The organism is Metabacillus flavus, from assembly GCF_018283675.1.
Lineage (GTDB): Bacteria > Bacillota > Bacilli > Bacillales > Bacillaceae > Metabacillus_B > Metabacillus_B flavus.
The window spans coordinates 3112746-3127041 of record NZ_JAGVRK010000001.1 but is presented as its reverse complement, the minus strand read 5'-3'; the positions used below and the strand labels follow the sequence as shown (position 1 = coordinate 3127041).

The following is a 14296-nucleotide window of genomic DNA, read 5'->3' as shown; positions in this document are numbered from 1 at the left end:
TTTAAGGAGTAAATACTTATGTTCAGAATAAGAAGAATAAATCATTGTATTCATGAACAGAGACTGTTAATCATTGTATATTCAAATTTGTAATCGCTTTATTTTACTAAAGGAGAGGAAGCGGTTTAATGGCGAAGAGAGTGAGAAGAATAACAGGTTTTGTTTTGCTTTTTTGTGCTAACGTTTGCACTGCTGATCCCGGCACAGCGATCCAATAGCGGATCTGTATCTGTTTTGTGTTCAGCAGTAGAATAAAAGTGCGAGGAAAGGCTGCCCTATGGCAGTCTTTTTTGCTTGGATCATCAAGTTGTGCTTGTACGAACCTGTCGGAAAATTCCTTCCATTTACACAAATGCTTTGTTAGATTATCCTTAATATGACATGTACTCGAATTGGAGGGACATATGAATGAACTCACGCTATGAATCCAGAACCTATAATAATAGAAACAATAAACGCAGGCCAAAGTGGTTAAAGCGTCTGTCAGCTGCGATTGCAGTGATCGCTCTTCTTGCAGGGGCTGCCTATTATTTTCTTCCTAAAATGGCTTCAGACCAGATTACAGGTTATTTAGATGCAGAAGTCGAAAAAAATGGGGGCTTTGAAAGGATTAGGAAAGCGGCGAATGCAAATCCTGAAGTAAAGAAATTCCTGGAGGAGGGGGCAAATGCTGACCCTGATTCCCTGCCATTTACTTCAAAAGAAGATGCGACCAGGGTGGTTATGACGAAGGTCGGCCCCGGCAATCTGCAGAAAATCCAGTCCATGGCAAAGGATGGTTTGGACGCTGGAGAGCAGCAGGAAGTTCTAAGAATGGCGGAAGACAACCTGTCTGAAGATGAAATACTTGCTCTAAAGTATGTTGCCAATAAACAAATCAATCAATGATTGGATGATTAAAAACCAAAATGATAGGGAAAAACCAATCATTACTCTTGTTATGTGAATTTTTAACCAGTGAAGGAGCTTATGGACCTTGGATAAGAGAAAGAATCCGATTATTCATTTTCTGGGGGGCAGAAAAACCGCATATGTGCTAGGTGTTTTATTGCTCCTCGGGTTGAACATTTTCTTGTACACAAAAGTTTCATTTATTTTCAAACCCCTCACAGCCTTTATAGGAACTGTCGCACTCCCGGTCATTTTGGCCGTTGTCGCATACTACCTGCTCAGGCCGATCATGAGATTATTAATGAGAGCAGGGATCGGCAGGACGACCTCCATTTTCTTATTGCTGGTCCTGATCATAGGATTACTTGTGCTATTAATTATGTCAGTCGTTCCGTTTCTAGTAGACCAGACGAAAAGTCTGTTTACATCGTTTCCGGGATATTGGGATAAATTTATAACCGGCTTTGAATCATATGTAGAAGGACAATCTTATCTAGCCCCTATATATGAAGATCTGAAGGACCGCAGTTCGGGAATCTTCAGTTCGGTAGGAAGCAATGCATCTAACGTCGCCTCTGAAACACTCAGCGGGTTTACAAAAGTACTCAGTGCATTGACTAGCGTAACCATTGGCTTGGTAACCGCCCCATTTATCCTTTTTTACTTGCTGAAGGAAGGCGAAAAACTCCCTAAAGCATTTATTCGCCTCCTGCCTCCGAGAATGCGCGGCGGTACTAGAAAAGTATTTCGCGAAATCGATGAGCAGGTTAGAGCCTACATTCAAGGCCAGCTGTTAGTAAGTCTCTGCATCGGAGTCATGCTGTACATAGGCTTCCTTATTATAGGTATGGATTATGCAGTCGTTCTGGCAGCCATCGCCAGCGTGACAAGCGTGGTCCCCTACCTGGGTCCTGTGATTGCCATAACACCAGCCATCATTATTGCAATTGTCACGTCGCCATTTATGCTATTGAAACTCGCGTTTGTCTGGACGGTTGTTCAGTTGCTGGAAGGAAAGCTCATATCTCCTCAGATTATGGGGAAATCCCTTCGGGTGCATCCAATAACCATTATTTTTGTCCTGGTAACGGCTGGACATCTATTCGGAGTACTAGGGGTAATCCTTGGAATACCAGCATACGCAATTCTAAGAACATTTGTATTTCAATTTTTCAAGCTTTACAAGCGCCGATACAACCGTTATTATGCCACCTCCCCAACAGAAGAGCGGTATGAAGAGGATAAGATTGAGTAAAGCAGAAGAGACAGTATCAGGAAAAAGAAAAAACCTGCTGAAGGACAGCTTGTCCCGCGGCAGGTTTTTTAGTTATAGGCTCTGTTAAAGTCTAATGTTGATTTTTAACACCTGTTGATTGGAGTGGAAGGCGCGAGACCCCGAGCTGAGAGCAGCGGGACAGGTGAGACCCCGCAGGCGCAAAGCGGCGAGGAGGCTCAAGCAGCCCGCCCCGCGGAAAGCGATCGCCTGCAACGGAAATCAACAACCAAGTTTAACAGAGCCTAGTTATAAAATATGATATAGCCGTTTTTACATAATCATCAAAAGAATGATAATTGCGATGACAATACGGTAGATTGCAAATGGAATCAGCTTCACACGATTGATCATTTTCAAGAAGAAACGGATTGAAATCAGTGCGAAAATAAAAGCTGTGATGAATCCCACGATAAAGAAGGGAAGTGAATTGCTCGTGATGAATTCCCAGTGCTTAAGCAGTGAAATTCCGCTTGCGCCAGCCATAACCGGTACAGCCATTATGAACGTGAAATCAGATGCAGCTCTATGACTAATTCCAAGTAAAACTCCTCCGGAAATCGTAGAACCTGAACGTGAAAATCCCGGCCATAGACCAATACATTGGAACAGTCCCATCATGAAGGCTTGTCTGTAAGACATTTTATCAACAGTCTCTGTTTTTACCTTAGGCTGAAGCAAATCTGCTGCAATCATCAGGAGAGCGCCTCCGATCAGACCAATCACAACCGTCTGAACAGAGAATAGCTTTTCATCGATATAATCGGCAAATGCAAAACCTAAAATTCCCGCAGGCAGAATCCCGATTATAACCGTTACCAGTGAAAGCTTTGATCCGCGTGGATTTTCGCTGACTGATTTTTTTGTTTTAATTCCAAGCATATCGAAAAATCTTTGTCTGAAAACGACAACCACAGCCAAGATCGAACCCAGCTGTATAACGACTTTAAACGTGTTGGCTACTTCGCTCCCAAAAAGCTTATTGGATTTTAGCCACAAATCATCGACCGCAATCATATGCCCTGTTGAAGAAACAGGTGCAAATTCCGTAAGTCCTTCAACAATTCCAAGTATCATCGCAACAATTAAATTCCAAATGTCCATTTCTCTATACCTCAACTTTTTTCATACTTTTCAATTTTGCGTCCTTACAAAAATACCATATTTATTAACGGTTGTGGTAGACCAATTATGAGGAAACAAAAAATACAACGCCCCAATCCGCCAAGGATCAGGGCTATTTTTCAATAGTATGGAGAAATCATTAAATAGACAATAACACCTGTCAAACTTACATACAGCCAGAGAGGCATCGTCCAGCGCGCGATTTTCCGATGCTTTTCCACCTTCATATTTAATCCCCGGGCAAGTGTTACAAGCGCCAGCGGAACAATAACGACTGAGAGCAGAATGTGAGAGATCAGGATAAAGTAGTAGATCGGACGGATTATCCCCTCGCCGCCAAATGCTGTATTCGGCGCTAATGCATGATACGTTACATACGAAATCAGAAAAAGTGCCGTCGTAGTGAACGCTCCGAAAATATAATTCCGATGGCGCTTAATATTCTTCTGTTTAATGATGGAATACAGGGCCGCCAGAAGGAAGATGAACGTAAAGCTATTCATTACCGCATTGAAAAACGGCATAAAGGTTAAATCGATATGACCAAGGTCATTTCCCTTCGGCATAAAGTACAAGACAGCCACAAGCGCATTAATCGCAATGGTCAATGTAACAATAATCGGTGTATAATTACGCTCTTTAGTATTCATATAGTAGCTCCTTTAAAGTTGCTTTCACTTTGCTATTATAGTTTTTTTTGAAGGCAGAGTAAAATGCAGAGAGGCAATATGAGGGATTTTTCTTTAAAAATATTACAGAACGTTGAACGGACTGGATGGCTGCAGAGACGAAACAGGTGGAATGCCAGGCATTGTGGGAAAACAGGGGAATGCCAGGCAAGAATGCCAGGCAAGGCAAGGAAATCGGTGTGATGCCAGGCAAGAATGCCAGGCAAGGCAAGGAAATCGGTGTGATGCCAGGCAAGAATGCCAGGCAAGGCAAGGAAATCGGTGTGATGCCAGGCAAGAATGCCAGGCAAGGCAAGGAAATCGGTGTGATGCCAGGCAAGAATGCCAGGCAAAGCAAGGGAATTGAGTGATGCCAGGCAAGAATGCCAGGCAAGGCAAGGGAATTGAGTGATGCCAGGCAAGAATGCCAGGCAAGGCAAGGGAATCGGTGTGATGCCAGGCAAGAATGCCAGGCAAGGCAAGGAAATCGGTGTGATGCCAGGCAAGAATGCCAGGCAAGTCAAGGAAATCGGTCTGATGCCAGGCAAGAATGCCAGGCAAAGCAAGGAAATGGTGTGATGCCAGGCAAGAATGCCAGGCAAGGCAAGGAAATTGGTGTGATGCCAGGCAAGAATGCCAGGCAAAGCAAGGAAATGGTGTGATGCCAGGCAAGAATGCCAGGCAAGGCAAGGAAATTGGTGTGATGCCAGGCAAGAATGCCAGGCAAGGCAAGGGAATTGAGTGATGCCAGGCAAGAATGCCAGGCAAGACAAGGGAATGGTCTGTTGCCAGGCAAAGCAAGGAAATGGTGTGATGCCAGGCAAGAATGCCAGGCATGGCAAAGAAAACCGGGTAACCGAAAATCCAGAGTTGTCCTCCACAGCTCAAGGTATCCTACCAAAAAAAGAGCTGGCGTCAAAGCCAGCTCCAAACAATTCAATCAGCTATTACAGCTACAATCTTCCCTTTAACATGACGCTCAGAAAGACGTACGAGTGCATCAGGAATCTCTTCAAGTGAAATGGTTTCAGAAAGCAGGGAGTCAATTTTTCCTTCTTTTAGCAGCTGCAGCATTTCATCTCCCATTGCAGCCAGGTCTTTTTGGGATTCGAAATCTGCTTTATGAATAGCCCCTAGAGCGATTTCATGGAAGGAGATGACCTTTGTAAATGGCTTAAGACTGGATGTGTCAGGAGCGCCTGCGATGTGTGCGAGCTGGCCGCGGTAGGCGATATAATCCAGAGCTTCTGTTGAGGTTGCACGGCTTACCGTATCAAGCACGGCATCTACCCCGCGTCCGTTTGTAAGCTCCAGTACTTTTCCTTTTACATCTTCTGAACGATAATCAATCACGTGGTCGGCTCCCAAAGATTTCACGTAGTCATGGTTGGATGAGGAAGCTGTTGTGAAAACCTCAAGTCCTGCGTTTTTGGCAAGCTGGATCGCAAATCCTCCAACTCCGCCGGCTCCTCCTTGAATGAGGATTGTTTTAAATGTATGAAGCGGAAGCTTTCTGAAAAGAGCTTCGTATGCTGTATATCCTGCAGTAGGAAGAGCGGCAGCATCTTTAAATGAAATCTCATCAGGTATGCGGGATACAGTATGAGCGGTCGTTACAGCGAACTCTGCGAATCCGCCGCCTTTAGTCATATCGCCGTGATAGACAACCCGGTCTCCTTTCGTCCACTGTGTTACGCCTTCTCCGAGTTCTTCGATTGTACCGGCAACATCTAAGCCCAATACATGCGGGTAGTTCCAGCCTGGATTTCCGTTGGTAGCTGTTTTATAGTCAACAGGATTCAGGCCGACTGCATGCACCTTTACGAGTATTTCTCCTTTTTGGGGTGAGGGTGTTTTTATTTCGCCGGTTTTCATTTGTTCCCATTTGCCTTTTTCCTCTAGCAGCATTGCTTTCATTCGGCTCAACTCCTTAAAATTAGTATTGTCTATTCCAATGTATATAATAAAGATAATTGACTGTTTTGTACAAGAAGGCACTTTTTTGTAAGATAGTTACCGTTCGGAAACTGCGGGAGGAAGATGAGAAATGAAAAAATTAGATCATGAGTATCAATGTGCAATCAATCTGGTTATTGACTTGATCGGAGGAAAGTGGAAGGTGCTGATTCTGTGGAACCTTAACGGTGAAACGAAAAGATTCTCTGAGCTTCTAAGAGCAATGCCTTCTGTTACTCGCAAAGTGCTCGCTCAGCAGCTTAGAGAGCTGGAAGAGCATGGACTTGTCACACGGAAAATTTATGAAGCTGCCCCTCCAAAAGTAGAATATTCTACGACTGCTATGGGGAAGAAGCTGCAGCGGACCCTAAACGAGATGTGCCTTTGGGGGGATGAGTATGCAGAAGAGCATCAAATTGAAATGAAAGAATGCTGGACAGGAAATGAGGCTGCCTCAGAGTGATTGATTTTGAATGGTATCGGAGCTTTATCAGTATTTATAAACATCAATCCGTATCGGAAGCGGCTAAATCCCGCATCCTGACCCAGCCTGCGATGAGTCAGCATTTAGCGGCTCTGGAAGCTGAAGTAGGGGAAGCTCTTTTTACCCGGACTACAAGAAAGATTACCCCAACAGAACGGGGGAAGGAACTGTACTCAAGGCTTGCCCCTTTGATTGAAACATTGGAAAAAACAACACTGGAGATAAGACATTCGATCCAGTCGTCACCTACGATCATGATCGGCTCGCCAGTCGATTATTTCTCTGTTAGAGGTTTAGAAAAACTTAAGAATTCCTCCCTCAGAGTGATCCATCATCAAGGAGAGTCAGAGGAGCTCTTTGACATGCTTGATCAAAACCGGGCAGATGTCATCATTACGACCCAGAGATTTAGTAAGCCGGGAATAGAATATAAGCTGATTGAAAAAGAGGAATTTTTTGTTACTATTCCAAGCAGTATGATCGGACCAGCGGATGGGGATAACGCTGAAGCATGGCTGCTAAGCCAAAAATGGATAAGCTACGGGATGGAGCTGCCCATTATCCGAAGACTGTGGCGGGAGCATTTTAAAAAGAGGCCGGAGCTTGATCCGCATTACGTCATACCAGATTTGAGAGGTATTTTAACAGCAGTTGAGATAGGGATTGGTATCAGCCTTTTGCCGCATTATCTGATTGATAATTCGGTTAAACGGGGTACAGTAAAGACGGTACTGCAGGAATATACCGTTTTAAATGAAATTTATATAGGTTATAAAACGAAAAATAAGTCAGATCCTTTTTTTCAGGAGGTCATTGATGAGCTTTTGAAAGGATAATTTATCCGGCAGGTAATGGTATCTGCCGGGTTTTTTTGTGCGTAAACGTTAGAATGCGGGAAAAGATCACTGAAATTCAAATTGTAATCTAACTGAAATATTTTTAATAAGAGGCTTTAAAACCTGATTATGACGGTAAACATTCATTACAGATATATCTTTCTGGTAGAGGATGATGACGGCAGAAAAAATACCCAGTTTGATGGGCCGGGAGATACGGGTATCACCAACAATAGAACGGAATTGAAAGCGGCATTCCCGCCTTTCAGTTTAGAAAGGAGGACGCAATCAATGAGCTCTAGCAGTAAAGACCGTTATAAGATAATAGGTTATGGAAGTCTTGCAGCCGCCGGCATGAGTGCCATGCTAATACCGGGTGTAAGGGAAAAAGTCCTTCCTAAGACAGTGAGACGGAAGACCGAAGAAAAAAAGCATGAAGTAAAAGAAGAGATTGAACAAGAAAAAGATGAACTAAAGGATGCAGCTAAAGACAGAATAGCCTATGAAGTGAAAAAACGTGTTCAGAATAAGATGCAGTCCAAAGTAAAAGAAGCTGCGGGTAAATTGGAAGCAGCAAAAGAAGAAAATGCCGAGAATGTTCACTCGAAGGCAGAAGAAATGAGAGATAAAGTTCAGGAAGCACTATTAAATGTAAGATCTAAGCTGAAAAATTTCAAAGAAGCCGGAGAAAGTTTTCAGGAAAAAATCAGACCTGATGATAAAGGCCGATTGAAAAGTGTCAGAGATTTAAAAGGTGTGAATCAGCTTAAAAGCGCCTCACAGGTTAAGAGTGCGGCAAATATGAAGAAACCGAGTCAGATTAAATCAGCAACTGATATTAAAACAATCAGCTCAATTTCAAATTCTTAATTAAAGAAGGGAGAAAGATAAAATGGCTGTTCAAAAAAGTACGGATAGTTCAAGTCTTGCAGAGGTAGTCGATCGTATTCTTGATAAGGGTGTAGTTATTGATGTATTCGCCCGAGTATCACTAGTAGGTATTGAGCTTATTACAATTGAAGCCAGAGTTGTTATTGCAAGTGTAGATACATGGCTGCGCTATGCAAATGCTGTAGGGCTGCTGAGAGATGACGTAGAAGAAGATGACGCTCTGCCGCAGCAGACGAACGAACGCGATAAACAATTCAGCATTTAATACGGACTAAAGAGAAGCCTGCCGGGGAATAGAAACCCGGCGGCTCCTTTTAAATGTGAAAGCGGCGGTGAATCCAATGAAGATTAAAGAAGTAATGAAATCACTAAATGAATTCTTCTCAGAGCATATAGCTCCCCCCCATAAAATAACTTCCATCGAACCTACTGAAGAAGGATGCAAAGCTGTTGTGGAAGTCGTGGAAGAACGTGAATATATGAGAAAGTATGCCAAAGATGAAATGCTCGGGGTGTATGATGTGACATTGGATGCGGAATATGATGTGACCTCATATACTCGTAAAAGTCTAAGACCGAGAAGCGCCATGATGGATGAACAGGAATAGAAGACAGCGGGATTGGAGGTGTAAGAGATGACCGTACTGAAAGAAGCTAAACAGGCTGGGGCTAAAAATCAGGATACCTTTTATAAAGAGGCGTTTGCGGACATTATGGATAGATCCGCTTCCTATATTAAGGCCGGATATCCAGTCCATTTTACAGGCCCATCCGGAGTAGGGAAAACTACCCTTGCCCTCAATCTTGCGAAAAAGAGAAAAAGGCCTGTTATGCTCATGCACGGAAATCACGAACTTTCCAATGCAGATCTAATTGGTTCCTTCACAGGATATACAAGTACAAAAACAGTCGATAACTATATCCGGTCCGTTTATAAAAGAGATGAAAATGTAACGGAGACCTGGAAAAACGGAAGGCTGCTGGAAGCTGTACAAAATGGGTACACACTCGTTTATGACGAATTTACCAGATCCAAGCCTTCCACTAACAATCTGTTTTTATCGATTCTGGAAGAGAAGGTTCTTCCCTTATACGGGACTAAGCATACAGAGCCTTTTATTAAGGTGCATCCTGAATTTATGGTCATCTTTACGAGCAATCCTGATGAATACGCTGGGGTTTATCAGACTCAGGAAGCTCTGCTGGACCGGCTGATTACCATACCGCTCAACTTTATTGAACCAGAGACGGAAGCAGGTATTATAGCCAAGAAAACAGGTGTCACAGCAGAAGAGGCTAAAAGCATTTCTCAATATACAGCAAGCCTGAGGGATCTGTGCAGAAAAAAAGGCAAGGAAGGTCCGAGCTTAAGGGCTTCCATTATGATTGCACAGATGTCGCATGACCAGAAAATCGAGATAGATGGAAAAAACGAGGCATTCCAGCAGCTATGCCAAGACATTGTATGGTATCAAATGCGGAAATCGCTTGAAAATGAAAGTGACGCTAAGATTCAGCAAATAATCCTATCAGAATGCAAGAAAATTTAGGGGTGACCATTGATGAGTGAAACTGGAATTTATATTTTTTGCGGTATACAACAGCCTGAAGCAGGTGCAGACTTCGGCGAAATGACGCTTGAAGGAAACGATTATTCTATTTTTACCATCCATTACGAGGATGCAGCGATCGTTGCTGCAGAAGTTCCGATGAAGATTTACCATCCTAACAAGGAAAATGTAATGGCGCATCAGCAAGTCGTTTCTTCTGTAATGAAGAAAAATGATACGGTAATTCCAATCAGCTTCGGAAACATCTTTAAAACACAGGAAGATGTTCAGATGCTGCTGAAAAATCTTTATCCGCAATTCAGCAAGCTTTTTCCTGAAATTAAAGGGAAGATGGAACTGGGATTAAAAGTTGTAGCGAAAGAGGACTGGATCAATGAAGAGCTAGCAGGGCGCAGCGACATTTTAAAAATGAAGGATTCGGTTAAAGGCAAGTCTGAAGAGGCAAGCTATTATGACCGAATCAAGCTTGGCGGAATGGCTCAGGAATTTTTTGAGAAACTGCAGCGCCAAATTAAAAAAGAAGTATTCGAGCCCTTGCAGCAAATTTCAGAAGCAGCAAACAGCAATAAACTTATCGGCGAAAAGATGCTTTTAAATGGCGCATTCCTTGTTGATCGTAAATATGAAGAACTGTTTGACAGCAAAGTAAATGAAATCCACCAAAAGTGGGAAAATAAAGTAGACTTCCATTACTCTGGACCTTGGCCTGCTTATAACTTCATAAACATCCAGCTAAAGGTTGAAGAAACCTCATGATTCATAAACTCTTCACCGCCCCAATGAACCTTGTGGTTAAGGTAGGAGAGAAGATTAAAGAAGAAGCGGATAAAGAGCTGTATGATATTCCAACGATTCAGCAAAAGCTTATCCAGCTTCAAATGATGTATGAACTGGAAGAAATAGAAGAGCAGGCTTATAAAGAGCAGGAAGAACAGCTGTTAATGAGATATGAAACGGCCAAAAGACTGGAAATGGAAGAATATGAAGAGATGCTGAAGCAGGAGAAGTGAGGGATTTATATGAGTAATTTAATTTATTTATACGGGTTGATCCCTACTGAAGAAGCAACGGCAGCAGCATTGCCATCCTTTAAGGGATTTGATCAGGAGCATGATGGCTACTCCGTAGAGTTCGGAAGTGTAACAGCTGTTATCTGCGAGCTTGACCCGGCTGAATATTCCGAAGAACAAATTAAAGAAAAAGTAAATGAGATGGAATGGCTTCACGAAAAAGCATTCCATCATCATGAAATGCTTATGATGCTTGAAAAAGGCTACACACTTATTCCGACAAAATTCTGCACCATCTATTCTTCACTGGATAGCCTGACTGAGACGATAACTCAGTACAAAGAGCGCATGCTCGAACTATTCGTGTATCTTGAAGGCAAGGAAGAATGGAATGTGAAAATTTTCAGTGATGACAGCCAAATGAGAGAGACGTTTGGAGAAAATAATCCGACTGTTATGGCCAAGAAAGAAGAAATAGCCCAGCTTCCGCCCGGAAGACAATATTTCGAGAAAAGAAAGCTCGATCAGCTAGTCGATCGGGAAATGGAACTGGAGAAAAACAGGATTTGCGAGCAAATTCATAAGGACCTTGTCCCTTTTTCCGAGGACAATACAGTAAAGAAAACATGGAGCCAGGACGTAACGGGCAGGGATGAGCAAATGTGCTGGAACAGCGTTTACTTGCTGCCTAAAGACCAGATAGCAGCATTTAAGGAAAAAATTCAGCATGCAGCGGAAGCTTATCAGGAATCTGGATGGAAGTTTGAACCAACCGGGCCTTGGCCGCCTTATCATTTCGCAAGTCTGCTGACAGGTGAGGAGAGAAAACATGGATCAGCCTCAGCAAATTGACAACAGCGACGTATCCTTGCTCGACATCCTTGATGTTATTCTTGATAAAGGCGTAGTACTGAGAGGAGATCTCATTATTTCCATCGCCGGAATAGATTTGATTTATCTTGATTTACGAGTTTTGATTTCCGCTGTTGAAACCCTTGTGGAAGCTAGCGGAAATAACACGCTTTCATCAACTGAGATGGACCGGGAAAGAGAGGAGCTTGTTTATGTCACAGAATCCCGCAGGCGCTAAAACCGGACTACAGAGCAGTAATGGAAAAATCAATCTGGATCCGGATTCTGCAGAGCAGGGTCTTGCCCAATTGGTGCTGACTGTTATCGAGCTTTTAAGACAGCTGGTGGAGCGCCATGCAATCCGCCGTGTTGACGGAGGCACACTGACCGATCAGCAAATTGAGGATCTAGGAGTTGCTCTTGCAAACCTTGAAATAAAAATGGAAGAAATGAAAGACATTTTTGACCTGAAAGATGAAGATCTAAATATAGACCTTGGCCCTCTCGGCAATTTAATTTAACAATAGGGATCGCCAACAAAGCGAGGAGGAATTAAGGTGAATGAAATTCAGCATAACGGCGGCTCGAGTTCGATTGTAGATGTTCTCGAGAAGGTTTTGGATAAAGGTGTAGTCATTGCAGGTGACATCAAAATCGGCCTGGCAGATGTAGAACTTCTTACAATTAAGATCAGGCTGATTGTTGCCTCTGTAGATAAAGCAAAAGAAATAGGCATGGACTGGTGGGAGAATGATCCTTACCTAAGTTCAAAGGCAGCCAATAATAACAATGAGGCACTTGAAGAAGAAAACAAACGCCTGAATGAAAGAATTAAATCTTTGGAAGAAAAAATGGATTCTCAAAGACTCGTTTAATAAAAGGCTCTGTTAAACCATAACGTTGATTCTTTAACACCTGTTGATTGGAGCGAAGTTTAACAGAGCTTAATAAAAAAATAGATTTAAATTTTGCTAACTTAATTGAACCCTAGGAGGAATAGGAAATGGAAAAAAACAATCAAAAACAGTCCAAGGTAAAACCGGTAAAAGCAGAGAATAGCAAGCAGGATAAACAGCAAACCCAAGATAAGACAGCTAAAGCTAAACGCCCGGCAGTTGATAAAAATTTCGTATCCGGTTCACTTGTTGGAGCACTTGCCGGAATCGGTGCTACGCTGCTTCTTGCTCCTAAAACAGGTAAAGATATGAGATCATCCATTGGAAAGCAATCTTCTTCAGTTTTAGACAGCTGCAAGCAATTCGGAGGAAGCACGAAAGAAAAATTCTCCTCACTGAAGGACAAAAGCACATCCAAAACGCAGGAAGCAGCCGAAAAGATTAAGAAATCAGCGCTGTATATTGTGAAAAAAGAGGATAAATCAAAGTCTGAAGAGCAGGAAACAGCTGAGAATGAGCAGCAGGATGCTCAATCCCAAACAGCAAGCACAGCCACTGAAGAAAAAGAGGAACCGTCTTCTGAAAAAGAAAACGAAAAATCCATTCAAAATGCTGTAGATGATGAAAACGAATCAATTACAGATGAAACTGACAATACTAATGACAAACAAGAAACAAATGAGCTGAAAAATACAGCTGCTACGGAAGAAACAGATACAGGCGATCAGGATGAAACAGATGATCAAGATGACAGCAAAACTGGTTCAGAGGCTCAGGCTAAGACGGAAGAAGAAACTGTTGAAACAGAAAAACCTAAGCCTGCCCCTGCAAAAACAGCTGCGCGGTCAAGAACAGCAAAAGTAAAGAAAGCACCAGCTGCAGCTAAGGAAGCATCGGAGAACAGCAGTGAAACAGTCGTAAAAAGCGAAGACGATACAGTTAAAACATCAAACTAATTACTGAATCAGAGGAGGGCCTGCCATGAGTGGAAACTCAAAGGATAGCATTTTAGAAATGCTGACGCATGCGGCAAATAAGCATGATTTCTCACTTGATATTACATTAAACATGAAGGGTTCTCTTATTACCGGGACGCTCGTATCAGCGAGAGAATATTTTGAAGAAATGAGCGGGAAGTTCGAGGGGGGAAATGACCTCTCGAAAGCAATTAGTGAAAAATTGCTGGATGCAAGCAAGCAAAACGTTGAACAGGCAGAGGATGTTACGTTTATCCATCTTAAGGATACGAGGATCTATTGCGGAGACAGCAAGCCGACTCCTTCAAAAAGCGAGTTTTTATGGAGAGGTAGACTGGATCAGACAGATGGCTTCTTCATTGGTAAAATCTCTGAAGACTAAGAGCTCTTTTGTAAAAACGTTAGTAATGGCTGGACGAAATAAACCAGTAATGATGTTTAATCCTATAAAAAAAGCCGATCGGATCATCCGATTGGCTTTTAAACTTCTTAATCTTTATTTTGCAAAGCCTCGCAGCCTTCATCACCATTTCGAATTTTAATTGCATTTGATAACTCATAGATGAAGATTTTTCCGTCCCCCGGCTTGCCTGTTTTAAGAATTTTACATGCAAGATCGATAACATCCTGTACCGGAACTTTGCAAACAACAATTTCGATTTTGAGCCGTTCGTACATATTGATTTCTTTTTTGACTCCCCGGTAAAGCTCTGTGAATCCCTTTTGAAGACCCGCACCGAAAACATTGGACACTGTTATACCGCTAACCCCTATTTTAACGAGCTCCCTTTTAAACTCTTCAAAACGGTCCGGACGGGAGATGATTTCTATTTTGGTTAATTTATCACTCATAATTTACGCCCCGC

The 14296-nt window shown here is 42.6% G+C and carries 23 protein-coding genes; 19 read left to right on the top strand and 4 right to left on the bottom strand.

Going from position 1 to position 14296, the window contains the following annotated elements; translation table 11 throughout:
• Positions 1-408: 408 nt before the first annotated feature.
• Entirely contained in the window at positions 409-888 is a 480-nt protein-coding gene (locus J9317_RS16045; RefSeq protein ID WP_211560259.1) for a hypothetical protein, read from the top strand.
• 88 nt (positions 889-976) lie between these two features.
• On the top strand, positions 977-2146 hold the full coding sequence (locus tag J9317_RS16040; protein WP_211560257.1) for an AI-2E family transporter: 1170 nt from the start codon (positions 977-979) through the stop codon (positions 2144-2146).
• Between the two features lie 291 nt (positions 2147-2437).
• Here J9317_RS16040 and J9317_RS16035 read toward each other — a convergent pair whose 3' ends face one another.
• Together J9317_RS16035 and J9317_RS16030 are read right to left on the bottom strand one after the other, a co-directional pair.
• Entirely contained in the window at positions 2438-3268 is an 831-nt protein-coding gene (locus J9317_RS16035) for an undecaprenyl-diphosphate phosphatase (protein WP_211560255.1), read from the bottom strand.
• Between the two features lie 140 nt (positions 3269-3408).
• On the bottom strand, positions 3409-3939 hold the full coding sequence (locus J9317_RS16030; protein WP_211560253.1) for a DUF420 domain-containing protein: 531 nt from the start codon (positions 3937-3939) through the stop codon (positions 3409-3411).
• Positions 3940-4064: 125 nt separating this feature from the next.
• Between J9317_RS16030 and J9317_RS16025 the strand changes: the two genes are divergently transcribed.
• From J9317_RS16025 to J9317_RS16015, 3 genes are read left to right on the top strand one after another with little or no spacing between them, the layout of a single operon-like run.
• A complete protein-coding gene (locus J9317_RS16025; protein WP_211560251.1) occupies positions 4065-4328 on the top strand; it encodes a hypothetical protein in 264 nt (87 codons plus the stop codon).
• Between the two features lie 40 nt (positions 4329-4368).
• Positions 4369-4536, top strand: a complete 168-nt coding sequence (locus tag J9317_RS16020; RefSeq protein WP_211560249.1) for a hypothetical protein — start codon at positions 4369-4371, stop codon at positions 4534-4536.
• Positions 4508-4702: a hypothetical protein gene (locus J9317_RS16015; protein ID WP_211560247.1), complete on the top strand. Its 195-nt coding sequence runs from the start codon at positions 4508-4510 to the stop codon at positions 4700-4702. Before J9317_RS16020 ends, J9317_RS16015 begins: the two co-directional genes overlap by 29 nt.
• Before the next feature lie 191 nt (positions 4703-4893).
• Here the strand turns inward: J9317_RS16015 and J9317_RS16010 are convergent, their stop codons facing one another.
• Positions 4894-5874, bottom strand: coding sequence for a zinc-binding dehydrogenase (locus tag J9317_RS16010; RefSeq protein WP_211560245.1), 981 nt, complete (start codon positions 5872-5874; stop codon positions 4894-4896).
• Between the two features lie 130 nt (positions 5875-6004).
• Here J9317_RS16010 and J9317_RS16005 point away from each other — a divergent pair, with 130 nt between their 5' ends.
• The 14 genes from J9317_RS16005 to gvpU all read left to right on the top strand — a co-directional run bounded on the left by J9317_RS16005 (position 6005) and on the right by gvpU (position 13812).
• Complete coding sequence (locus J9317_RS16005; RefSeq protein ID WP_211560243.1) at positions 6005-6376, top strand: winged helix-turn-helix transcriptional regulator; 372 nt, start codon at positions 6005-6007, stop codon at positions 6374-6376.
• Positions 6373-7233, top strand: a complete 861-nt coding sequence (locus tag J9317_RS20655) for a LysR family transcriptional regulator (protein WP_211560241.1) — start codon at positions 6373-6375, stop codon at positions 7231-7233. The genes J9317_RS16005 and J9317_RS20655 overlap by 4 nt, the downstream gene beginning before the upstream one ends.
• Before the next feature lie 291 nt (positions 7234-7524).
• Positions 7525-8103 (top strand): gas vesicle protein GvpQ, encoded by a 579-nt coding sequence (gene gvpQ, locus J9317_RS15995; protein WP_211560239.1) that lies wholly within the window; start codon positions 7525-7527, stop codon positions 8101-8103.
• A 22-nt stretch (positions 8104-8125) separates the two neighbouring features.
• Positions 8126-8389 carry a gas vesicle structural protein GvpA gene (gene gvpA, locus J9317_RS15990; RefSeq protein WP_211560237.1) on the top strand — a complete coding sequence of 88 codons (264 nt, stop codon included), beginning with the start codon at positions 8126-8128 and terminating at the stop codon, positions 8387-8389.
• Positions 8390-8465: 76 nt separating this feature from the next.
• Positions 8466-8732: a gas vesicle protein GvpO gene (gvpO, locus tag J9317_RS15985; RefSeq protein WP_035412425.1), complete on the top strand. Its 267-nt coding sequence runs from the start codon at positions 8466-8468 to the stop codon at positions 8730-8732.
• 27 nt (positions 8733-8759) lie between these two features.
• Positions 8760-9674 (top strand): gas vesicle protein GvpN, encoded by a 915-nt coding sequence (gene gvpN, locus J9317_RS15980; protein ID WP_211560235.1) that lies wholly within the window; start codon positions 8760-8762, stop codon positions 9672-9674.
• A 12-nt stretch (positions 9675-9686) separates the two neighbouring features.
• Positions 9687-10451, top strand: coding sequence for a GvpL/GvpF family gas vesicle protein (locus J9317_RS15975; protein WP_211560233.1), 765 nt, complete (start codon positions 9687-9689; stop codon positions 10449-10451).
• The gene (locus J9317_RS15970) at positions 10448-10705 is read left to right on the top strand and encodes a gas vesicle protein GvpG (RefSeq protein WP_211560231.1); all 258 of its coding nucleotides are present in this window, start codon (positions 10448-10450) and stop codon (positions 10703-10705) included. Before J9317_RS15975 ends, J9317_RS15970 begins: the two co-directional genes overlap by 4 nt.
• A 9-nt stretch (positions 10706-10714) precedes the next feature.
• Complete coding sequence (locus J9317_RS15965) at positions 10715-11557, top strand: GvpL/GvpF family gas vesicle protein (RefSeq protein WP_211560228.1); 843 nt, start codon at positions 10715-10717, stop codon at positions 11555-11557.
• Positions 11535-11795: a gas vesicle protein gene (locus J9317_RS15960; RefSeq protein ID WP_211560226.1), complete on the top strand. Its 261-nt coding sequence runs from the start codon at positions 11535-11537 to the stop codon at positions 11793-11795. Before J9317_RS15965 ends, J9317_RS15960 begins: the two co-directional genes overlap by 23 nt.
• Entirely contained in the window at positions 11770-12078 is a 309-nt protein-coding gene (locus J9317_RS15955; RefSeq protein ID WP_051860830.1) for a gas vesicle protein K, read from the top strand. The genes J9317_RS15960 and J9317_RS15955 overlap by 26 nt, the downstream gene beginning before the upstream one ends.
• A gap of 45 nt (positions 12079-12123) precedes the next feature.
• Positions 12124-12432, top strand: a complete 309-nt coding sequence (locus tag J9317_RS15950) for a gas vesicle protein (protein ID WP_211562435.1) — start codon at positions 12124-12126, stop codon at positions 12430-12432.
• 128 nt (positions 12433-12560) lie between these two features.
• Complete coding sequence (locus J9317_RS15945) at positions 12561-13409, top strand: YtxH domain-containing protein (RefSeq protein ID WP_211560224.1); 849 nt, start codon at positions 12561-12563, stop codon at positions 13407-13409.
• Between the two features lie 25 nt (positions 13410-13434).
• The gene (gene gvpU, locus J9317_RS15940) at positions 13435-13812 is read left to right on the top strand and encodes a gas vesicle accessory protein GvpU (RefSeq protein ID WP_211560222.1); all 378 of its coding nucleotides are present in this window, start codon (positions 13435-13437) and stop codon (positions 13810-13812) included.
• Between the two features lie 107 nt (positions 13813-13919).
• Here the strand turns inward: gvpU and J9317_RS15935 are convergent, their stop codons facing one another.
• Positions 13920-14282, bottom strand: coding sequence for a P-II family nitrogen regulator (locus J9317_RS15935; protein ID WP_035412240.1), 363 nt, complete (start codon positions 14280-14282; stop codon positions 13920-13922).
• Positions 14283-14296 lie beyond the last annotated feature (14 nt).